The sequence below is a fragment of the Mycolicibacterium sphagni genome (assembly GCF_002250655.1).
GTDB lineage: Bacteria > Actinomycetota > Actinomycetes > Mycobacteriales > Mycobacteriaceae > Mycobacterium > Mycobacterium sphagni.
In genome coordinates this window covers 22,815-42,771 of sequence record NZ_NOZR01000016.1, presented here as the reverse complement: position 1 = coordinate 42,771, position 19,957 = coordinate 22,815, and the positions used below count along the sequence as shown (strand labels likewise).

The 19,957-nt window shown below is 65.4% G+C and carries 19 protein-coding genes; 11 read left to right on the top strand and 8 right to left on the bottom strand.

Features of this window, described 5'->3' with window-relative positions:
• Positions 1 to 138: 138 nt before the first annotated feature.
• Positions 139 to 1,269, top strand: a complete 1,131-nt coding sequence (locus CG716_RS18390) for a tyrosine-type recombinase/integrase (RefSeq protein ID WP_094482338.1) — start codon at positions 139 to 141, stop codon at positions 1,267 to 1,269.
• Between the two features lie 311 nt (positions 1,270 to 1,580).
• Here CG716_RS18390 and CG716_RS30805 read toward each other — a convergent pair whose 3' ends face one another.
• Entirely contained in the window at positions 1,581 to 1,913 is a 333-nt protein-coding gene (locus tag CG716_RS30805; protein ID WP_234817906.1) for a hypothetical protein, read from the bottom strand.
• Between CG716_RS30805 and CG716_RS30800 the strand changes: the two genes are divergently transcribed.
• Both CG716_RS30800 and CG716_RS30795 read left to right on the top strand, forming a co-directional pair.
• Entirely contained in the window at positions 1,890 to 2,861 is a 972-nt protein-coding gene (locus tag CG716_RS30800) for an AAA family ATPase (RefSeq protein ID WP_234817905.1), read from the top strand. The two genes, CG716_RS30805 and CG716_RS30800, sit on opposite strands and share 24 nt — an antisense overlap.
• A gap of 10 nt (positions 2,862 to 2,871) precedes the next feature.
• Positions 2,872 to 3,426 carry a helicase C-terminal domain-containing protein gene (locus tag CG716_RS30795; RefSeq protein WP_234817904.1) on the top strand — a complete coding sequence of 185 codons (555 nt, stop codon included), beginning with the start codon at positions 2,872 to 2,874 and terminating at the stop codon, positions 3,424 to 3,426.
• A gap of 831 nt (positions 3,427 to 4,257) precedes the next feature.
• On the opposite strand, the gene CG716_RS30250 is transcribed toward CG716_RS30795, so the two are convergent.
• From CG716_RS30250 to CG716_RS18365, 3 genes are all read right to left on the bottom strand, one after another.
• Positions 4,258 to 4,677 (bottom strand): hypothetical protein, encoded by a 420-nt coding sequence (locus CG716_RS30250; RefSeq protein WP_165774205.1) that lies wholly within the window; start codon positions 4,675 to 4,677, stop codon positions 4,258 to 4,260.
• Between the two features lie 71 nt (positions 4,678 to 4,748).
• On the bottom strand, positions 4,749 to 6,119 hold the full coding sequence (locus CG716_RS18370; RefSeq protein ID WP_094482182.1) for a sensor histidine kinase: 1,371 nt from the start codon (positions 6,117 to 6,119) through the stop codon (positions 4,749 to 4,751).
• Between the two features lie 40 nt (positions 6,120 to 6,159).
• A complete protein-coding gene (locus tag CG716_RS18365; protein ID WP_094482180.1) occupies positions 6,160 to 6,876 on the bottom strand; it encodes a response regulator transcription factor in 717 nt (238 codons plus the stop codon).
• A 767-nt stretch (positions 6,877 to 7,643) separates the two neighbouring features.
• Here CG716_RS18365 and CG716_RS18360 point away from each other — a divergent pair.
• The 6 genes from CG716_RS18360 to CG716_RS18335 all read left to right on the top strand — a co-directional run bounded on the left by CG716_RS18360 (position 7,644) and on the right by CG716_RS18335 (position 14,043).
• A complete protein-coding gene (locus CG716_RS18360) occupies positions 7,644 to 9,443 on the top strand; it encodes a thiamine pyrophosphate-requiring protein (protein ID WP_094482178.1) in 1,800 nt (599 codons plus the stop codon).
• On the top strand, positions 9,440 to 9,892 hold the full coding sequence (locus CG716_RS18355; RefSeq protein ID WP_094482176.1) for a hypothetical protein: 453 nt from the start codon (positions 9,440 to 9,442) through the stop codon (positions 9,890 to 9,892). Before CG716_RS18360 ends, CG716_RS18355 begins: the two co-directional genes overlap by 4 nt.
• Positions 9,892 to 10,602 carry a gluconate 2-dehydrogenase subunit 3 family protein gene (locus CG716_RS18350; RefSeq protein WP_094482174.1) on the top strand — a complete coding sequence of 237 codons (711 nt, stop codon included), beginning with the start codon at positions 9,892 to 9,894 and terminating at the stop codon, positions 10,600 to 10,602. Before CG716_RS18355 ends, CG716_RS18350 begins: the two co-directional genes overlap by 1 nt.
• 85 nt (positions 10,603 to 10,687) lie before the next feature.
• Positions 10,688 to 12,265, top strand: a complete 1,578-nt coding sequence (locus CG716_RS18345) for a GMC family oxidoreductase (RefSeq protein WP_420093204.1) — start codon at positions 10,688 to 10,690, stop codon at positions 12,263 to 12,265.
• Positions 12,262 to 13,362, top strand: a complete 1,101-nt coding sequence (locus CG716_RS18340; RefSeq protein ID WP_094482170.1) for an enolase C-terminal domain-like protein — start codon at positions 12,262 to 12,264, stop codon at positions 13,360 to 13,362. Before CG716_RS18345 ends, CG716_RS18340 begins: the two co-directional genes overlap by 4 nt.
• A gap of 150 nt (positions 13,363 to 13,512) precedes the next feature.
• On the top strand, positions 13,513 to 14,043 hold the full coding sequence (locus CG716_RS18335; RefSeq protein ID WP_094482168.1) for a DUF421 domain-containing protein: 531 nt from the start codon (positions 13,513 to 13,515) through the stop codon (positions 14,041 to 14,043).
• Between the two features lie 111 nt (positions 14,044 to 14,154).
• On the opposite strand, the gene CG716_RS18330 is transcribed toward CG716_RS18335, so the two are convergent.
• From CG716_RS18330 to CG716_RS18320, 3 genes are all read right to left on the bottom strand, one after another.
• Positions 14,155 to 14,883: a DUF4383 domain-containing protein gene (locus tag CG716_RS18330; protein ID WP_165774204.1), complete on the bottom strand. Its 729-nt coding sequence runs from the start codon at positions 14,881 to 14,883 to the stop codon at positions 14,155 to 14,157.
• Positions 14,884 to 15,335: 452 nt separating this feature from the next.
• Complete coding sequence (locus CG716_RS18325; RefSeq protein ID WP_234817903.1) at positions 15,336 to 16,307, bottom strand: cytochrome c oxidase assembly protein; 972 nt, start codon at positions 16,305 to 16,307, stop codon at positions 15,336 to 15,338.
• Entirely contained in the window at positions 16,304 to 18,091 is a 1,788-nt protein-coding gene (locus CG716_RS18320) for a chloride channel protein (protein WP_094482334.1), read from the bottom strand. Before CG716_RS18320 ends, CG716_RS18325 begins: the two co-directional genes overlap by 4 nt.
• A gap of 65 nt (positions 18,092 to 18,156) precedes the next feature.
• Here CG716_RS18320 and CG716_RS18315 point away from each other — a divergent pair, with 65 nt between their 5' ends.
• Complete coding sequence (locus CG716_RS18315; RefSeq protein ID WP_094482164.1) at positions 18,157 to 18,645, top strand: MarR family winged helix-turn-helix transcriptional regulator; 489 nt, start codon at positions 18,157 to 18,159, stop codon at positions 18,643 to 18,645.
• A 47-nt stretch (positions 18,646 to 18,692) separates the two neighbouring features.
• Positions 18,693 to 19,373, top strand: coding sequence for a haloacid dehalogenase type II (locus tag CG716_RS18310; protein ID WP_094482162.1), 681 nt, complete (start codon positions 18,693 to 18,695; stop codon positions 19,371 to 19,373).
• A 191-nt stretch (positions 19,374 to 19,564) separates the two neighbouring features.
• Here the strand turns inward: CG716_RS18310 and CG716_RS18305 are convergent, their stop codons facing one another.
• A complete protein-coding gene (locus tag CG716_RS18305) occupies positions 19,565 to 19,897 on the bottom strand; it encodes a DUF3040 domain-containing protein (protein WP_165774203.1) in 333 nt (110 codons plus the stop codon).
• Positions 19,898 to 19,957 lie beyond the last annotated feature (60 nt).

The window sequence follows — 19,957 nt, the reverse complement described above, 5'->3', positions numbered from 1 at the left end:
AAAATCACTATCTATGCAGCTGAAGTGGCATTTAGTGCCAGCTAACTTCGTAGACTTTGGTGGACATTACCCCTGATAACCTGGCATATTCTGGAATGCTAACGTCACGCTAACGTCATGCTTGCTAAGCTGCCTGGTATGGCTAAGAAGAGTCAACGCCGCGCATGGGGCACCCTGCGCCCCTTGCCTAGCGGAAATATCCGCGCCTCCTATACCGCCGATGACGGTTGCGTCTACCCCGCCACCCGCACTTTCAGCACGAAAATGGACGCCGAAGCATGGCTAGCGGACGAACGGAAGCTGCTGGATCGCGGGGAGTGGACGCCGCCCGCGGATCGCGCCAAAGGCAAGGTCTTGGCGGGGGTGACACTGGGCGAGTTTGCTGAGGGATGGCTAGCTCAGCGCGACCTGACGCCGAAGACGCGCGCGTTGTACCGGGACCTGCTCAAGAGCCGGATTCTGCCAACGCTAGGGGTTCAGCCAGTGCGTGTTCTCACACCTGCCCACGTGCGTGTTTGGTGGGTGGAATTAGGTAAAAAGACCCCTACCCCCACAAGGAACACACACGCCTACCAGCTTCTCAAGGCGATTTACAACACAGCCGTAGAGGACAAGCTGGTGACAGAGAATCCCTGCCAGATCAAGGCAGCGGGGAAGCCGCCGAAGCCGCGTGATGTGAAGCCGTTGACACCGGCAGAGTTGAACAAGGTGGCCGAGTCGGCACCGCAGCACTACAGGGTCGCGGTGCCCGTCGCAGCATGGTGTGGCTTGAGGTTCGGGGAATTGGTGGAGCTACGTCGGAAGGATGTTCACGACGACGGCAAGCGTGTCACCCTCAAGATCCGCAGGGCCGCGACGCGGGTCGAAAACAAAGTGGTGGTTGGACCGCCGAAGACTGACGCCGGTGTCCGTGATGTGACAGTGCCGCCGCACGTCGCGACACAGTTGCGGGAGCACATGACGAACCACACGGGCAAGGGGCCTGAGGCTTTCGTGTTCACCACGACGCGGGGCCAGCGGCTTTCCACTACCGCGTTCACCAAAGCGGTTAAGGCCGGGTTCGCTGCTGTCGGCAAGGGGGACATGAGAATCCACGATCTTCGCCACGTGGGAGCAACGTTGGCAGCCCAGGCCGGTGCGACCACCAAAGAACTCATGAGCCGCATTGGGCACACAACGCCCGCGATGGCGATGCGGTACCAGATTGCCGCCCAGGAGCGGGATGCTGCCATTGCCGACAAGCTGTCGGAGTTGGCGGGCGCGGGCTAGCCGTACAGCTGTTACACGGCAACGGTTTTCGGGTAGCCTAGGCAGCGGAATAGGGACTATCGCGGTCATTGAGTCGGTAGCCGTCCCCTTTCAGGGCGATCACTTCGGCGTGGTGTACCAGGGAGATTGATCACATTCCCTTCTGGTCCTCCTGGCTCGACTAGCGCCAGGAGGACCAGAGGTCAATTTTGGGTTGCCGCGCCGGTCAGATTTCGGATGCTGCCGAAAGGGCACCGCGGCAGAGTGCTAGCTGGAGGAACGCGCATCCTTGGACGTCTGGATCGCGTGAGCCAACTTGCTGGCTGAGAATCTCACACGCGGAAGGTCGCTGGTTCGATACCAGCCGGGACCACCATATAAAGGCCCAGCGCAGAGGGCATGCCTGAGGCCACTCGGCATCGCGAGCTGCCGCCTCGATTGAGAAGGCCGCGTTCACCCGTGCTGACCTCGTCGAGGTCATCGGTGCTCAACTTCCCGTCGACACCGCACGCTCGCCCCGCGAGCTGGTCGAGGAAGCCGTCGACGAAATCGCCGTGCGGCTGACTGCCCCGCGACAGGCTCATCAACGGGAAGGCCACGAGCGATTCACCCTCGACCTGATCCTGGCCGAAGAAGCCGCCGTGCTCGATCTCGTCGACGCCCAAGATCCCCGTTCAATACTGTGGGGCCTGCCTAGTGACATCGACGGCTTGTCGCCGGATCAACAACGCGCAGTGGGAAACATCGCCGTCTCACCGTGGTTGGTGCAACCGCTTAGCGCACCTGCCGGAGCCGGTAAGACCACCTCGATGCGCGCGTTGGCGGCGATGGCCCGTCGCCGCCGTGACAGCCGGGTCATCGTGTTGGCGCCGACGGGCAACGCGGTTGATGTCGCGGTCCGCGAAGGTGCCGGTGACACCGGCTCCACGATCGCCAAAGCTCTGCGCGATCTCGACAACCACACCCTAGCCCTGAGCAATGGCGATCTCGTGATCGTCGACGAGGCCGGCATGGTCGGCACCGACGATCTGCGCCGACTACTCACCGCCACCACTGCCGCTGGCGCCAAGACCGTTCTCGTCGGAGATGCCCACCAGCTCGCCCCGGTCAAGGCGCGCGGGGGCATGTTCGCCCAACCCTGCACCGACCTGCCCTGGACCCAAAAGCTCTCCGAAGTGTGGCGCATGCGCGACCCCGAGGAGCGCAGCGCATCGCTCGCGCTCCGCGACGGCGGACCAGCCCCGGTGCGCCGTGCGATCGAGTGGTATCGCAAGAACGACCGGCTTCATGCGGGCGATGAAATCGCCATGGCTAGTGACGCTTTGGCGGCATACCGACGCGACATCCAAGCGGGGAAAGATGGTCTGCTTGTCTGCGATACCAAGGAGATGGCCGACGCCCTGAATCAACGCATTCACACCGACACCATCGACCCGCAGACACCAACGCTCACCGTGGCCCGTGGCCCGTGGCCAGCGCGTCGCAGTCGGGGATCTGATTCTCAGCCGCCGCAACGACCCCACCATCGGCGTTCTTCACGCCACCGAAAGGACGACGTATGCCGACCCAGTGCGCAACGGAAACCGCTGGCGCGTCTACGCCATCGACCCTGACAACCAGCGCATGGCAGCTCGCCGCCTCACCGATGGTGCGCGCACAGTTTTCTCCGGCGACTACCTACGGGAGCACGTCGCCCACGGCTACGCGATCACCGTCCACTCCGCACAAGGAACCACCACGGACACCACCCACGCCGTCCTGGGCGAAAACACCAGCCGCGCCTTGTTCTACGTGGCGATGAGCCGTGGACGCCAGACCAACACCGCATATCTCACTCAGCAGCCCGGCCGCGACGGCTACGCCAGCCACGGCTCGCGCCCAGATGTCGATGGCGAGTCTCGTCACACGAGTCAACACGCCGCCCAACTCGTCCGCGGCGTCATCGCCAACGACAGAGATCAAACCCGCACCGCCCACGACGTCGCAGAGGAGGCGCCCGGCAACTCGGCGGCTCCTGGCCGAGTATCGTCGCTGCGATCTCGACGGCAGCGGCAAATCACTTATAGAAGCGCCACAGATCGGGAATGGCAACACACCCGTTTAGGAGCCGGGAACGAAGTCCACCGCGGGGAAAGCCAGAGCCGGCAAGCTGGACTCAGCGACGAAATCGGACTTTAGAACCTGCATTCGATCACGACCACGATCACGCAGGACACGCCCTCCTCAACACATGGCGGGGCGGCTTCCGTCCGCTGTCGCTCCCGGCCGACACCTTCTGGCCTTGGCGATATTTCGCTCCTCACCGTTGAACGATGCAACTCCAGACCGCGCCAATGCTGAACGATGCCATCGCCGGAACTCGCGTTCTACAGGATGGCTGGTCAAAGACCTGAGCATCGGTCAAATGCTGCTGCGGCGCCAATCGTCTTCGTCGAAGAATCGGGCAGCTTTGTCGCGAATCTGTTTAACCGCTTGGAGATCGGGCTGTGGTTGCGGTAGCCCATGATGTCGGCGGCCTCGCTCAGTCTGGTGAGTCCGCTTCGAAGAAGGACGACGACTTCGCGCCTCCGAGCGTCAAGCAGAAGCGATGGGCACTCAACTGGCAGTCATGAGCCCGTTGGCTGTCCCCGGTAGGCAGCAGCGTGATCAGGAACAGCATCAAGCTGTCGCGGCGAACATCAGTCTTGTGTCGCCGGAGATCGCGACTCTGCGGCGGGTATCGCGGTGCCATGCGTCGAGTTCCGTGGCAAGGGTGGACTCGTGAAGAGCGTGATAGCCAGCGCTAGAACCGCCGCCAGCAAGACGACGGTGACGATAGTGTGGGCCAGCAATTGGTTACCCATGCTGGATGGTTCCGACGGCGAGATTGTTTGCAGCTTAGAGAAATTGGTGGTGTGGCCCCCCAGATCGCCATGAGATCGAGACACGGGAAACCTCCCTGACCTGGCCTTTGCGCCGTGCGTCGTGCTGGTCGGCGCGCTAGCGGCATTGGCGATGGGTGATCGACCATCAGGCATGCGAAGGCCTCCATTTAATCGGTGAGGCTTTGCCGCGACTCCTCCATTGCCGGCGGCAGCTGCGTTCAGTCGTCTCGCGCATTTGGTCGCTCACTCTTCGATGATCGTCACGCTTTGTCGGGTGATGATCGGGGTGGGTGATTAGGTTGAGGATCGCGGTCAGGACCAGTGCGGTGGTCCATCGCGTGCCAAGTCCGAAGCCGCCGCAGTCGCTGGGTTGGCACAGTAGGCCGCACAGAGGTACGGCGAGCGGTCGGTTGGGCATGTGGGCGATCGAGAACGCGACGAATGCACTCACGCGCAACTGCAGCTGGTCAACAGCGGCCACCACGAGGGTTGCGGCGACCAGCACCGTCGACACTGGGGATGCGGCGAGCACCCGGTGTCGGGTGGATTCGGTGTGGTTTGTCACGAACTGCCTCCTTGACGGGATCGACAGGTCCGAGGCTAGGAACCCGATGGTTAACGTCGGCAGAGCCTGAGTTAAGGGGCCGGTTCTTCTTTTCGAGCGCCGCCTCGCCGACCGGACGAACTGCAGCTCGCGGGATCCTCGTCTTGTTGGGTCGGCGATGACGCTTGCGGCGAACTGGGCACGAAGAGGGTGAAGGTGGTGGGGGTCCGGCTGCGGAGATACAGTCGGCCGCCCTCGGATTCGGCGATGTTGCGCGCCAGGGGAAGCCCAATTCCGTGACCGCTGGCGGGGCCGCGGCAGAACGGGTCGGTCTGGTCGCTGCGGAGGGCTCCTTCATCGGATACGTCGATCGCGAGCGCGGCGCTGGCGTCGCGCGCATATACGGTGACCGTGCCGGTCCCGTGCCGGGTGGCGTTGTCGATGAGCACAGCGAGTATCTGGCGGACGGCCGCCGCTGATGCCGGTGAGCGGGGGAGGTCGGGGTCGGTGCGGATTCGAACGTCTCTCCCGCTCTCGGCGAGCAGGTGGCGCCAGGTCTCGGTGATCTCGCCGAGCAGCGTGTCGAGGTCCAGCGGCGCGCTGGCGTGGGTGGTGCCGCGTGCGAGCGCGATCAGATCGTCGATGGTGTGGTCGAGGCGTTCGGTGGTAGCGATCGCGTCGGTGATGGCTTGGCGGTGATCAGGGCTAGGCGAGTCCAAGGCCGCCTCCAAGCCAAGACGCAGCCCTGTCAGGGGGGTGCGCAGTTGATGGGAGGCGCTGGCGGTGATGGTGCGTTCCCGGTCGATGAGGTCGCCGATGCGGACGGCGGTCCGATTGAGCGCCGTGCTGACTGCGTCGATCTCGGGAATACCACTGGGCGGAGCGCGAACGCGAAAGTCGCTGTCTCCCAGAGTGCCAGCGGCGGCGAAGAGGTGTTCTAGCGGGCGGGCCACGCGCCGCGCCTGCCAGCGGGCCAGCTGCCAGGTCACCAGAAGGACGAGCGCTCCCAGGGCGATCATGAGTACCCAAGTGAGGTCGATCCTGCGATAGACCTCGGCAGCGGAGGTCGTCGCGCGGATCGCATACGCGGCGTGGGCTCCCTCGGCGACGGGTACCGCGGCAAGGAGCTGGTCGCGGTCCCTGTCGTAGTGGACGGTGTTGTCCGCCAGGGTCGCGGTGACGACGGGATCGGCGGTGTCCGGCCCCTGGCCGCCTCGGAGGCGACCGCCGGCGCCGTAGATCGCAAGCTGGGTGCCCAGGGGGCCCCTGGGAAGGTCACCGGCGAAGCGCCCGTGGAACAGGTCGGCGGCCACGTTGACCGCAGCGGCGTCGGCGACACGTTCGAGTTCGGCGGATTGCTGGGAGCGGTAGTAGTGCGCCGCGAAGAGCGCCAGGGGAACGGCGAACATACTGGTCGCCAGGGTCGCGGCCAGCATCGCGAGGGTTACAATTCGGTTCCGCATTCGTGGCCCTGTTCGCCGGGCTCAAATTTCTCGGGCGAGTTCATGGGCGTTGATCGGGGGAGTCGAGGCGGTAGCCGTAGCCGCGCAGGGTGGTGATTCGGGGTGCCGCAGCCGGGTCGGTGCGGTGGTCGGTAATCGCAGTGGCGAGTTTTCTGCGGAGTATCGCAATATGCACGTCGAGAGTTTTCGTGGAGCCGTACCAGTTGATGTCCCACACGTCGGCGATAAGGGTTTCGCGAGTGAGCGCGAAGTCGACGTCGACGGCCAGCCGTGCGAGCAGGTCGAATTCGCGTGCCCGCAGGCTAATGGGGTGTTCGGCAAGCGTGCACATCCGCGCTGCGGGTTCAACCACCAGGTCACCCATGACGTGGGATTCGGCTGGCGCGGCGGGAACGGGGCCGCGGCGCAGGTGGGCGCGGATGCGGGCGAGCAACTCGGCGTAGCGGAACGGTTTGGTCAGGTAGTCGTCGGCGCCGGCATCCAGACCGACCACGGCGTCGATCTCGGCGTCGCGGGCGGTGAGGATCACCAGGACACAGCCGGGCTGGGTGACTCGCAGCTGGCGGCACACCTCGACGCCGTCGAGGTCGGGAAGGCCGAGATCCAGCAGCCCCAGGTCGAAATCCTGTCGTTCGGCTTCACGCAACGCGGTCATTCCCGTGCGGCTCCACGTCACGTGGTGGCCGTTGGTGTGCAGGCCGTCGGCGAGCAACTTGCCGATCGTGTTGTCGTCCTCGACGAGCAGCAGCTGCGCCATCGTGGACCTCCTTTCGATTACTGGTCGCTGGCACCTCGCCGGCGGCGGTGGCGTCTCACAGGTCGTGCCGCTCAATCACCGCCGCCCTCGGAATTCACCGGTTCCATGCTCCTGCAGTGGATTTGATGTCAAATCGGAGCGCGCCCACCGTGTTAACCGAATAGCTGTGAGGGCCATCGAGCGGTAGTCGTAATTGCGTCCGCGCTCGGCGCGCTCGGGCAGGTTCATGGTGGCCGCGGCGACCATTCCGCCACCGGCGCTGATTAATCCCTGCAAGACCGCGTCGTCCAAGCGCAGTGCTGCACAACCACGCCACGTCGCCGCGTGGTCCGATGAGGGCGCCGCGCTCGCCGCCGGCCAGCAACGCGTACTCGCGCAGCACACGCGGGCGAGGTGGCACTCCGGCGTTGCCTCAGCGGCCGCCGCTGCGATCTCAGCGGCACGTCGGCCCTCGAGCGAGGTCTTGCTTGCGGAGGGCCTCGGTCCAAGAGTGTGGCTGGGTGATTCGGTCGTCACAGGCGTACCTTTCAGCAGCGCAGGAGATCTGGGTGCATTTCGTTTAGTGGCCGCTTCCGGCGACGCATCCACGCGGTACCCGCGCCACTCACCTTATCCACAATCGATGCTATTCGCATGTTATGCGTTACACAGGCCATGTGATGCGCATGAAATCTGATTGAGCGGGTAAACGGAGGCCACAGCATCCACGACCGGCAGTCCGCTTTGGGCCGGCTGTTTGGTCTTCGATCGGATATTGGAGTGTGCGCATGTCAGATACCGTCGCTGACGTCCTGCTGGCCCGCTTGCGGGATTGGGAAGTCGGGCAGGTCTTCGGGTATCCCGGGGACGGCATCAATGGGTTGCTCGCCGCGTGGCACCGAGCGGGGGACAAGCCGCAGTTCGTACAGGCCCGCCACGAGGAGATGGCCGCGTTCGAGGCGGTCGGATTCGCTAAGTTCTCCGGGCGGTGCGGGGTGTGTGTCGCGACGAGTGGGCCCGGGGCGGTACATCTGCTTAACGGGCTGTATGACGCCAAGCTCGATCACGTACCCGTGGTCGCGATCGTCGGGCAGACGGAACGGTCGGCGATGGGCGGCTCTTATCAACAGGAGATCGATCTTCTCAGCTTGTTCAAGGATGTCTGCAGTGAGTACGTGCAGATGTGTACCGTGCCGCAGCAACTGCCCAACCTGATCGACCGGGCAATTCGGATCGCGGTCAGCGAGGGCTGCCCGACGTGCATCATCGTCCCGTCCGATGTCTTCGAGCTGAAGTACGAGCCGCCCGGGCACGCGTTCAAGCACGTGCCCTCCAGCCTGGGACTCAGTCCGGCGCGGGTCGCCGCCGACGACGATGCGGTGCGGCAGACCGCTGATCTGCTCAACGCCGGGCAGAAGGTCGCGATACTGGTTGGTCAAGGGGCGCGCGACTGCGTTGCGGAACTGAGCCAGATCGCTGATCTGCTCGGCGCTGGCGCGGCCAAGGCCCTGCTGGGCAAAGACGTGCTGCCCGACGACCTGCCCTGGGTGACGGGCTCGATCGGGCTGTTGGGCACGACCGCGAGCTGGCACCTCATGATGGACTGCGACACCCTGTTAACCGTCGGCTCAAACTTCCCCTACACCCAATTCCTGCCCCCGCTCGGGCAGGCCCGCGCGGTGCAGATCGACCGATCGGGCAAGTGGATCGGTATGCGCTACCCGTACGAGCTCAATGTCGTCGGCGACGCCAAGGCGACACTGCAGGCATTGATTCCACTGTTGGTACGCAAACCTGACCGGTCCTGGCGCGAGACCATCGAACGGCATGTGTCCAAGTGGTGGAACACCGTGCAGCGGCAGGCGATGACCGACGCCGACCCGGTCAACCCGATGCGCATCTTCTACGAGCTGTCGCAGCGCCTGCCCGCCAACGCCATCGTCGCCGCCGACTCGGGATCGTCGGCCAACTGGTATGCCCGCCACCTGAAATTCACTGCCGGCGTTCGCGGTTCGCTGTCGGGCACGCTGGCCACCATGGGCCCCGCCGTGCCGTATGTGATCGGCGCCAAGTGGGCCCACCCCGACCGACCCGCCATCGCATTCGTCGGCGATGGGGCGATGCAGATGAATGGTATGGCCGAGCTGATCACCATCGCGAAATACTGGCGCCAATGGTCCGACGCCCGCCTCGTCGTCGCGGTCCTGCACAACGACGACCTCAACCAGGTCACCTGGGAGATGCGGGCCATGGAGAATTCTCCGAAGTTCGAGGCGTCACAGTCGCTGCCCGATGTCGACTACGCAGGGTTCGCCCGCAGCCTCGGCTTACACGGCGAAAACATCGACGACGCAAGGGAGTTGGGCACCGCCTGGGAACGCGCACTGTCAGCGCAGCGTCCCACCGTGCTGGACGTGCGCTGCGACCCCGACGTCCCGCCCATACCGCCGCACGCCACCTTCGCGCAAGCCAAATCGCTGGTCAACGCCGTGCTCGGTGGCGACCAGGACGCCCGCGGTTTCATCAAACAGGGCGTCAAACAGAAGGCGCAACAATACCTGCCGGGCGAGAAGACGAACCGGCGATGAAGATCCTGAACACTGCGCTGCATGATGTGCGCACCGGCCGCTTCGAACGCACCCTGTCTGCCCTGACCGCCGCGGGGGCGGCGGTGACCGCGGGCGAGATCTACTTGTCCCATGACGCCGCCAGTTTCGGCAACAAGATGATGTACTGGCCACTCGTCGTGGTGCCCACGGCAATCCCGGCCGGCGCCGCCGGCTTCTTCTCCCGGCGGGCGGCCCGGACCGTGCTGCCGGTGGCGAGTGCGGCGATTGTGATCAATGGACTGCAGGGCTGCTATTTACACATCCGCGGCATCAAGCAGCGCCCAGGTGGTTTCACGAAGTACAACATGGAGTCCGGCCCCCCGGCCTTCGCGCCGCTGCTGGCCTCGCTCGTCGGCGGGATGGGCCTTCTGGCCGCACTATTGCGCCGCGAGGATCTGCAATTGCCCGGTGACGGGGAGGACCACTGATGCCCTACCGCCCCCCGAGCAAGCACGCGATCACCCCGCAAGGGCAAGGTCGTTTTCCCGGCTTCGACGTCCTCGATCAGGCGCACATGTGGGACGACGTGACCGCAGGCGTCGTACTGGCACGGTTGCGGCTGCCAAACATGTTGTCGTTCTTCACCCCCCGCGAAGTAGGCATCGCCGCACCGATGCTTGATCTCTTACTCGGCCAGGACGTCGATCCGCGGGTGCCCGTGCTGGCGCTCATCGATGCGCGCCTGTCCACCGGTGAGACCGATGGATGGCACTACGACGACCTACCCGAAGACGGACAGGCCTGGCGCGACAGCCTGGCCCACCTCGATGAGGACGCGCAGGCTGGCCACGACGCCGGGTACGCCGAGCTGCCGGTCGGTGATCAGGCCCGCCTGCTCCAGGAGGTACAGGAGCTCGCGACCGGCAACGGGTACTGGGGCGAGATGGCGGTCAAACACGTGTGGAGCCTGTGGACGCGGTATGCCTGCACCGCGTTTTACTCCCATCCGTGGGCGTGGAACGAGATCGGGTTCGCCGGCCCGGCCTACCCACGCGGCTATCTCAATCCCGGCATCAATGCGCGCGAGAAATGGGAGGTTGCCGACCACCACGACATCGACCCGGTCCCGTTCGCGGAGCGCATCGAGCGGGCCCGTAAAGCCGATGCCGATCTGCCGGGGGACCCGTCCGGTGAGTGAGATCGGCGCCGTCCGGGCCCGTAACGAATCCGCTTGGCTCATCCCCAATAACGGTTCGCGGGTCAACCACCGGCTGCGCGCCGATATGCGCCGCTACGACCAGGGTGAGGAGGTCGACGTCGTCATCGTCGGCGCCGGTGCCGGTGGCGGCACGCTTGCCCAGCGGCTGGCGCGTGCCGGGTGGCGCACCGTGGTGCTCGACGCCGGCCCATTCTGGAACCCCGACACCGACTGGGTCAGCGACGAACGCGGGGCGCACGCGTTGTTCTGGACCGACCCACGCCAGATCGGCGGCACCGACCCGGTCCCGTTGGGCTCCAACAACTCCGGGCGCGGTGTCGGCGGATCGATGGTGCACTACGCGGGTTACGTACCCCGATTTCACCCATCGGACTTCCGTACCCGCAGCACCGACGGGGTCGGCGCCGACTGGCCGATCAGCTACCGCATGCTGCAGCCCTACTACGAGCAGATCGAAGCCGAGCTGCCGGTCGCCGGCCAGGACTGGCCGTGGGGTGATCCGCACACTTACCCGCACCGCCCGCACCCGATCGGCGGCAACGGGATGATCGCGCTCAAGGGCGCGGCCGAACTCGGCATACAGATGCGGGTCGGGCCGGTAGCCATCCCCAACGGCCGCTTCGGCAACCGACCACACTGCATCTACCGCGGCTTCTGCCTGCAGGGCTGCAAGGTCAACGCCAAGGCCAGCCCATTGGTCACCCACATTCCCGACGCGCTCGCGCACGGGGCCGAGATCCGCGCGGATTCGCACGTGTCCCGGGTGCTCGTCGATGACCGCACTGCACGCGCGACCGGCGTCGAGTACTACCACGCCGGCGTCGTGCGCCGCCAACGCGCCAAAGCCGTTGTAGTGGCCGGATATTCGATCGAAACGCCCCGGCTGCTGCTGCTCTCGGCCACCAAGCGCTACGAACGCGGACTGGGCAACGACCACGACCAGCTCGGCCGTTACCTGATGGTGCAGGGCGCACCCCAGGTCGCTGGACGATTCGACGACGAAATCCGGATGTACAAATCCCCGCCGCCCGAGGTCAGCTCCGAGCAGTTCTACGAGACAGACGCAGCCAAACCCTACAAACGCGGCTGGTCTATCCAGACCGTCAGCCCGCTGCCCATCACGTGGGCCGAACATGTCAGCGCGCAGGGTCATTGGGGCAAAACACTGCGCGAATACATGCGCGATTACGTGCACTGGGCCACTCTCGGCGCGCTGTGCGAGCTGCTGCCGCAACCCGACAATCGGGTCACGCTGGCCGACGAGACCGACCGCCACGGCTTACCGGTGGCCCACTTCGCCTATAGCCAGTGTGACAATGACCGGCAACTCATTGACGCCGCGACGGCGGTCATGCAGGACATCTTGCGTGCGGCCGGCGCGGAGGAAGTCATCACCATTGAGCGCTACGCGCATCTGGTCGGCGGGGCCCGGATGGCCGCGTGCGCCCAGGACGGGGTGGTCGACGCCGAGCATCGGGTGTTCGGGATCGACCGTCTCTACGTCATCGACGGCAGCACGCTGCCTACCCAGGGTTCAGCCAACCCGGCCCTCACCATCATGGCGCTGGCCGCGCGCGCCGCGGACATGATGGCCCGCCACGCCGCCGGACGCACCAGCCACGATGACGACCAGCAACGATGAGCGTCATATCGGCGAAGATCGAGCGGGTCGATGTCGACATCTACACTGTCGAAACCCCCGAACCCGAAGCTGACGGCACCCTGGCCTGGGACGCCACCACCGCCGTCGTCGTTCACATCCATACCGGCGGGACCACCGGCCTGGGATGGACCTACAGTTCACCAGCCGCGGCGGCGGTGATCATCGATCACCTCGCCGGAGTCGTTGGCGGCCGCAACCCCTTCGACGTTGCGGGCGCGTGGCAGGCGATGCAACGCAGCTGCCGCAACTTCGGCACCCGCGGGCTGATCATGCAGGCCCTCAGCGCCGTGGACATCGCCCTGTGGGACCTCAAGGCGCGGTTGTGCGACGAACCGCTGACGACGCTGCTGGGACAGGTCCGCCCCGCAGTGCCGATCTACGGCTCGGGTGGATTCACGACGCTGGACGACACCCAACTCGCGGAACAGGTCGCGACCTGGCGCGCCACCGGTTGCTCCGCGATGAAGATCAAAATCGGGCAGGACTGGGGCGCCGACATCGCCTGCGATGTGCGGCGGGTCCGTCAGCTGCGGGAGTGCGCCGGAGATGACGTCGCGCTGATGGTGGACGCCAACGGCGGCTACACGCCCGGGCAGGCATGTCGAGTCGGCGTCGCCCTCGACGATCTGGGCGTTGTCTGGTTCGAGGAGCCGGTCAGCAGCGACGACATCGAGGGCATGAACACCGTCCGGGGAAGCGTTCGATGCGACGTCGCCGCCGGGGAATACGTGTCCGACCTCTACGACGCACGCCGCATCGCGCCCGTCGTGGACTGCCTGCAACTCGACGCGACCCGCTGTGGCGGCTACACCGGCTGGCTCGCGGCGGCATCCGTCGCCGCCGCCCACAACCTGGAGGTCTCCGCGCATTGCGCACCGGCACTCCACGCCCCTGTGGCCGCCAGTATCACCAATCTGCGGCACCTCGAGTACTTCATCGACCACACCCGCCTCGAACCCGAACTATTCGACGGGCTGCCTCGGGCGGTGGACGGCGTGCTGATCCCGGAGACGGCCCGCCCCGGTCACGGGATGTCGATCGCCGCGACCGCTGCGCACTACCGCCGATGGCCATGACAGGCCCGTCCCCGGGCTGTCGGACATGACCACGGTGGAAGCTGACGGGATTGATCCTGGCCGAATTACACGGCTTGCCCACTCGGCGGCTGCCGAAAGACCCTCGGGCACTTAATGAGCACGACAAATGATGTGCACAAGGGAGGCGCCATGTCGTATCTGATCGGTCACTACGCAGAGCTGGGCTGGGTCGCGCTGAAGGCCCTGCTCCTATTCGCCGTCGCCGTGGTCGGGCTGCGCCTTTCACAACGTCGAATGCTCGCCGAGCTCAACGTGTTCGATCTTGTCGTGACCGTCGCAGTCGGCGCGATTGTCGGCCGCACCGCGACATCGTCGACGACGTCGTTGGCCACTGGAGCGGTCGCCCTGATCACACTGTTGGTTGCCCATCGCATCGTTACCGGACTACACCGCCGTGGCTGGCTCGGCGGGCTGCTGGACCGCCGTCCGCTGATCCTGATAGTAGATGGGCGTCTGCAGCCCGAAGGCCTGGGGTCGGCTGGTTTGACCCGTCGCGACGTCTACCGGATGCTGCGCCAGTCGGGGGAGGGAGACCTGGCGGCGCTGCAATATGTCCTCTACGAGGACGGCGGCCGCCTCACGATGGTGCGGACCGACCAGCAGTGTGGCGAAGCGGTACGCGCTGGTCTCGCCGAAGCTGGGATCGACACCGGCAGGTGATCTGGGCACCGCCCATCCCGTGTCAGCAGGTGGCGAGCCGTGCGCCCGAAGATCAATGGGGCGAGAGGTTGTCGCGTCATCCGGATACCGATCTTCCTCCGCGGCGGAGGGTCATTTGCGGAGCGCGCGTGCGACAGTGGCAGCGACGGCGGCCACGCCGGCTGCCGCGAGCGAGGCTGATCGCGCGTGCCGGGAAAACCACAGCTCCGGGGCGCGGTGTTGGGTTTGGTCGCCGAGCACCCCTTGCGGGCTGAAGTGCCCGCCCGTGTCGCCGGTGGAGGACTTCGCCTTGTTGTCCGTCTGATCGTTGGCTGACGGCTTGGGTGATCTGCTGTGCTCGGCGAACGCGCCGGTTGCCATCTCAGAACCCGCGGAAGCCATCCGGACGAGCTGCGGCAACGGTGTATCAAGTGAGTGCGCCGTTTGAGACCCCGGGCGGCGGATCCAGTCCGGCCCTTCCAACACGTCCGGGATAAGCCAGTACAACACAGCCAAATTCGCGGCGGCTAGCACCCCGTGCAGCACTATGTCGCGCGGTTCCAACCCCAATGGCCCGGGCGCGTGATGCGCAGCGGCCACCGCTCCGACGATCACCAAACCCGCGAATACCACTGCGCCGACGGCGGTGATGGTGATCGCGGCACGGCGCCGCAGGCTGCTCAGCATCGCTAGCACTCCAAAGCTGAGCAGTATCGCGCTGTGCCAGTGCGTCATCGCCAACACCGACACCAGGGCGCTCCCCACGGGTGTGGCGTCGGGATGCATTGCGTCGGAGGCGAACCCGGCGATGCCGAGGGCGATCAGCAGCACGCCCTCGGCCAGCAAGAACCATCGACCCATTCGGAAGTGGCTCGGGTTGCGGCTGACCTGACGTAGTCCCGAGGTTAGGCGTCCGAAGGAGCTCTGCGTGACCGGTGACATCACTCGAACGTTCCGGCGCAACGGATATCAACGTTGGAGGCGGTGCTAGACATTATCGATCATCCCGAATCGGTCATGTAGGTGTGCACGCCGGCCGCAGATCACCGCCGACGTTTGCTCTGTGCTGTCGGATTACCCGCTGCGTAGCCGATCACGCGCTGATAGCGAAACTCTCAGTGTCATCTAATGTGGTGCGACGCCGCCGGGCCGAGGCCCTGACCGGGGTGTCGCAACGCCCAGAGATGAACCGGCCCGGGGAATCCGGGACCGCGCGCCGAGTCGCCAAGGCGCGGTCGACTCCGACGCCGCGCCGAATCCGGACACGATGACATAGGGCAGCTTCCCGGATAGTCCGGCAATCTTCGGGATGATCATAGGCCGTTGGCGCCGTTTTGCTTTCGGCCGTGCAGCGCCGCTAGCCGGGCGTTGTAGGCGGCCAATGCGGCGTCGTCGTCATCGACATCGACCGACGGGTCGAAGTCATCGCCGAGGGTCGTTTGCCTGCGGATCTGGTCCAGCCACGGACCGAAGCTGCTACCCGAACCGTCCCGGCTCGCGATCCAACGACCCCCGATGACGACCATCAGGATCATCATCAGGCCGTCTCCGGCGAACCACATGATGGCCCCGGCGGCGGATTGGTCCACCAGAGCCGACGGTCCCCAGCTCCTGGATGCGGCGTAGGCGGGTGCGAGTGCGGTGTCGGTCATCATCAACTCGACACCGACCAAAGTGTCCGGACCCATGCAGAGCACCACGACGATGAAGCACAGGAACGGGGCCAACGGCGGGTCGGTGGTCAGTTCGCTTCCCGCCAAAGGGAGCAGCAATAGGTAGCCGGCGACCAGATAGAGGACGAGTTCGCTGGTGTGGATCCACATGTGCTGGCTCATGGCTTGCTGAAACCCGGTGAGGTGGGTCAGCACCAGCACCGCCGCGTACAACGGAACGGTCAGGCGCGGGTTGATCAGCCAACGGAATGCCCAACCGGACCGAAGACTGTCGATCCTGACCTGGGTATCGGGGCCACCGGCGTTGTGCAGCAGTCGAATTGGCTGCGCCCACACCAAGAGAGCGGGCACTACGCTAATGAGCAGCAGGTGCACGATCATGTGCACCCAGAACAGATGATGGCTGTAGGTCGACAGTGGGCTGTTGACGACGAGCACCAGGACTGCCGCCGCAGCCACCGCGGACACGGTTCGCCTCGATGGCCATGGCTGTGCGGTGCGACGGAGCCGGATCAACAGGACGAGATAGCCGATGACGGCCACAGCGATAAGCACGTCGGCCACCGGCGAAGCAGTCCACCCAGTCGACAGCGGCCGGGCGTCCATTGTCATCGCGCCTCCTTCTCACCAGAGTCAGCAACGGGGCGGAGTCGCGTGAGCACTGCCTCGTAGGTAATCCACCCGACGAGTCTGGAGTGATCTCGACTGAGCACGGGTAGCCCGGTGTCCCCGCGGCCCCGGAGCTTGGCCAGGATCTTGCTGGCGTCTGTGTCGGTTGCGACGGCGGTGGGAAGCCCGATCAGCGTCTTGATAGTCGGCGGGGGATTGGGATCGTCGAGGGCTTCGGCAACGTCTTGGGCCGACACGCACCCTGTGTAGTGGCCGTCGGCGCCGACCACCGCCAGCATCCCGAGCGGCGCCGTCGCCAGTGCGGCCGTGGCGTCGTCCAGTGACGCGTGTTCGGGCAACGGATCCGGCGCTGCGACCGCGATCTCGCCGGCGGTGAAGTCTGTGTGCGCTGCTGCGGCGGTGTCGAAGTTGACCCCGCGCCGCCACAGCTTCGCCGTGTAAATTGTGCTCTTGGACAACAGGTGTCCGGTTCCTGCGGCCATCACGACCGCGGCCATCAGCGGCAAAATGATCGAATATTCACCAGTGAGCTCGAACAGAATGATCACCGCGGTGATGGGGGCGCCGGTGGCGCCACCCAACGCTGCGCCCATGCCGATCAACCCGTAAGCCCCGGCGGACTCGGTCACGCCAGGAAAAAGGCCGTGGACGATCGTGCCGAAAGCGGTGCCGGCCATGGCGCCGATGAACAACGTCGGTGCGAACACCCCGCCCGATCCACCGATGCCGATGGTCAGGCTGGTCGCGATCATCTTGCCGACCATCAGCACCAATAGCATGCCGATCGCATACCGGCCCTCGACGGCATTCTCCAGGACCGGGTAGCCGACGCCGTACATCTGCGGCAGCGCGATCAGCAGGGCACCAATTACCAGGCCGCCTGCCGCTGGGCGCGCCCATTCCGGTCCTCGCCATACCCAGTCGCAGGCATCTTCGATCAGATAGAGGATTTTTGAAAACGCGACCCCGACGACTCCGGCCGCGACCCCGAGCGCGACATAGAACACGTATTCGACCGGGGTGTGGACCGTGAAGCCGGGCAGTGACAGGAATGGGTGGTCGCCGAGCATCGCTCGCCCGACGACATCGGCGGTGACACTGGCTAGGACCACAGCGCCGAAGGACTCCGCGGTGAAATCTCGCAGGATTAGCTCCATCGCGAAGAACGGTCCGGCCAGTGGTGCGTTGAAGGTCGCCGAGATACCGGCAGCCGCACCACACGCGACGAGCAGCCGCATCCGCGGTGTGTCGAGGCGTAGCAATTGCGCGACCGTCGAACCGGTGGCCGAGCCAATCTGCACGATCGGCCCTTCCCGTCCGACCGAGCCGCCACCGCCGATGCACAGCGCCGATGCCACCGCCTTGACCAGGCTCACCTGTGGGGCAATACGGCCGCCCCGATGACTGACCGCGTACATCACCTCTGGCACGCCGTGACCCCGGGCCTCGGGAGCGAACCAGTGCACCAGTGGCCCGTACACTGCGCCGGCGATCACCGGCGTCAGCAGCAGAAACCAGAAACCGAGCTGTGGCCAATGCGTACTGGGGACGCGCCCGAGGCCGGAGTAGTCGTCGTAGCCGGTGAACACGCGAGTGAACGCCGTGATCAGCCAACGAAACCCCACCGCACCGAGCCCGGTCACCGCGCCGACTGTCACCGCCAACGGCAACAGTGCCGCTGGCGCTTCGCGCAACCACCGCCCCAGGGCCGCCCGCTGCGCACCCGGGATACGGAGCGCTTCCGGGGAGCCGATGCGACCAGGCATCATTGCAGTATGCAATAGTTGCAGTGGGCTTCGGTCAGCGGGGCGCCGTTCGCGAAGGGGAAACGATGCCTGGCCAGAACGATCCGGTGGGCAACGAATCGGTAGACGCGATCACCGACGCCCTGCTGACGGCGTCTCGACTGCTGGTCGCGATCTCGGCCCAGTCCATCGCCAATGTCGATGACACGCTGACGATTCCGCAATTCCGCACCCTGGTGATCCTGTCCACCCGCGGTCGGCTCAACCAGGCAACCCTGGCCGCGCTGCTCGATGTCGCCCCGTCCACGACGGGCCGGATGGCGGACCGTCTGGTGGCCGCCGGGCTGGTCGATCGCCAGCCCCATCCCGACTCGCGGCGCGAACTCGTTCTCGGACTGACCGAACGGGGACTGGATGTCGTTGCCGCGGTCACCGGCCATCGCCGCCAACGAATCGCCGAGGTTGTGCACAACATGGCGCCCCGCGAACGTCAAGGGCTGGTCCGAGCGCTGACGGCGTTCACCACCGCCGGAAAGGAACCCGCAGCCCTACAGACCGATGGATTCCTTGCCTGAACAGGGGATTCGATCCCGCGAATCACGTAATAGAAAGAGAAGAGCCGATGGCTGGTGTCCTGGCGTTCGATGTGAACGAGACCTTGCTGGATCTTCGGGCACTGGACCCGCTGTTCACCGACCTGTTCGGCGACGCAGGGCTGCGCCCGCAGTGGTTTGCCACCATGCTGCAGCTGTCCTTCGTCGGTGGATTGACCGGCCAGTACGTGGATTTCAGCACCGCCCAACGCGCCGCCTTGAGAATGGTTGCCGCCCGGTCAGGACGGGACATCACCACCGGTTCAATCGAGACTGTCCTCGACGCGATGCGCCGACTGCCGGCCCATCCTGACGTCAAGCCCGCCCTGACGCGTCTGCGTGACGCCGGCGAGCGACCGATCGCGTTGACCAACTCTGTGCTCGACGTGGCGCGGGCTCAATTGTCGAACGCGGGACTTACGGACCTATTCGAGGATATTTTCTCGGCGGACGAAGTACGTGCCCTCAAGCCCTTTGCCGCGCCGTATCTCATGGTCGCCGAGCGCTGCGGGGTCGACATCGACGAATTGTGGATGGTCGCTGCCCACGATTGGGACGTCTCCGGTGCGATGGGCGCCGGAGCGCAAGCCGCCTTCGTGGCGCGCGGCGGTGGCGTGCCCAGCCCGTTGGGCTCCCAACCCGCCGTGGTCGGCGCCGATCTGACCGAGGTGGTCGACGCGCTGCTCACCGACAGACAAAGTTCGGAATGAATTCTGTTGTTCTCGAACATGATTGGCGGCCTCGTGTCTCTTGCCACCCAGCAACGTTGATCGCGGCAATGCTGGCCGCGGCAGACGGGCGGTCAGGCACTGCTGCTGCGGACGACCGGGCGCAGCACCTTCGCTCCGGCGCGTTCGTCGGAGGAAGGTGAGGTTATCCACGCATCGTGACCGCGCGAGTGTTACGACCGCGGTCCGGCACCACCGCGTCGATATCGGGGACGTCGCGGGTGCCTTTGCGGCGCTTTGCACCACAGCAACGCGGCGTAGAACATGACGACGTACCCAAGGACGGACACCGCCAAGATTCCACCAGTGATGGACGGCGGCACGAAAATTGCACATGCCTGCATGGCCATACCGGTCACGAACATCGCCGCGGCTGCCATTCGTTGCCACTTCCTACGTGGGATCCACCCGTCGCGGGCGAGGGAAAGGGCCAACTGCGGGTCCTGCTCGGACATTTCGACGGCGATGAGCTCCAATGCCCGCCGCTCGTGGTGGGAAAGCGCCATCGTGGTACTCCTCAACCGGTTCCGTCGCACCCCGCGACCCTGCCTCGATCGCGGCATTCA

Coding starts and splice junctions, on each gene's coding strand:
- CG716_RS18330 (WP_165774204.1), bottom strand. CDS start 14,883: ATGGGTCGATGGTTCTTGCTGGCCGAGGGCGTGCTGCTGATCGCCCTC.
- CG716_RS18325 (WP_234817903.1), bottom strand. CDS start 16,307: ATGACAATGGACGCCCGGCCGCTGTCGACTGGGTGGACTGCTTCGCCG.
- CG716_RS18310 (WP_094482162.1), top strand. CDS start 18,693: ATGGCTGGTGTCCTGGCGTTCGATGTGAACGAGACCTTGCTGGATCTT.
- CG716_RS18340 (WP_094482170.1), top strand. CDS start 12,262: ATGAGCGTCATATCGGCGAAGATCGAGCGGGTCGATGTCGACATCTAC.
- CG716_RS18370 (WP_094482182.1), bottom strand. CDS start 6,119: ATGCGGAACCGAATTGTAACCCTCGCGATGCTGGCCGCGACCCTGGCG.
- CG716_RS18320 (WP_094482334.1), bottom strand. CDS start 18,091: ATGCCTGGTCGCATCGGCTCCCCGGAAGCGCTCCGTATCCCGGGTGCG.
- CG716_RS18350 (WP_094482174.1), top strand. CDS start 9,892: ATGCCCTACCGCCCCCCGAGCAAGCACGCGATCACCCCGCAAGGGCAA.
- CG716_RS18390 (WP_094482338.1), top strand. CDS start 139: ATGGCTAAGAAGAGTCAACGCCGCGCATGGGGCACCCTGCGCCCCTTG.
- CG716_RS18360 (WP_094482178.1), top strand. CDS start 7,644: ATGTCAGATACCGTCGCTGACGTCCTGCTGGCCCGCTTGCGGGATTGG.
- CG716_RS18355 (WP_094482176.1), top strand. CDS start 9,440: ATGAAGATCCTGAACACTGCGCTGCATGATGTGCGCACCGGCCGCTTC.
- CG716_RS18335 (WP_094482168.1), top strand. CDS start 13,513: ATGTCGTATCTGATCGGTCACTACGCAGAGCTGGGCTGGGTCGCGCTG.
- CG716_RS18305 (WP_165774203.1), bottom strand. CDS start 19,897: ATGGCGCTTTCCCACCACGAGCGGCGGGCATTGGAGCTCATCGCCGTC.
- CG716_RS18365 (WP_094482180.1), bottom strand. CDS start 6,876: ATGGCGCAGCTGCTGCTCGTCGAGGACGACAACACGATCGGCAAGTTG.
- CG716_RS30795 (WP_234817904.1), top strand. CDS start 2,872: ATGGCAGCTCGCCGCCTCACCGATGGTGCGCGCACAGTTTTCTCCGGC.
- CG716_RS18345 (WP_420093204.1), top strand. CDS start 10,688: ATGCGCCGCTACGACCAGGGTGAGGAGGTCGACGTCGTCATCGTCGGC.
- CG716_RS18315 (WP_094482164.1), top strand. CDS start 18,157: ATGCCTGGCCAGAACGATCCGGTGGGCAACGAATCGGTAGACGCGATC.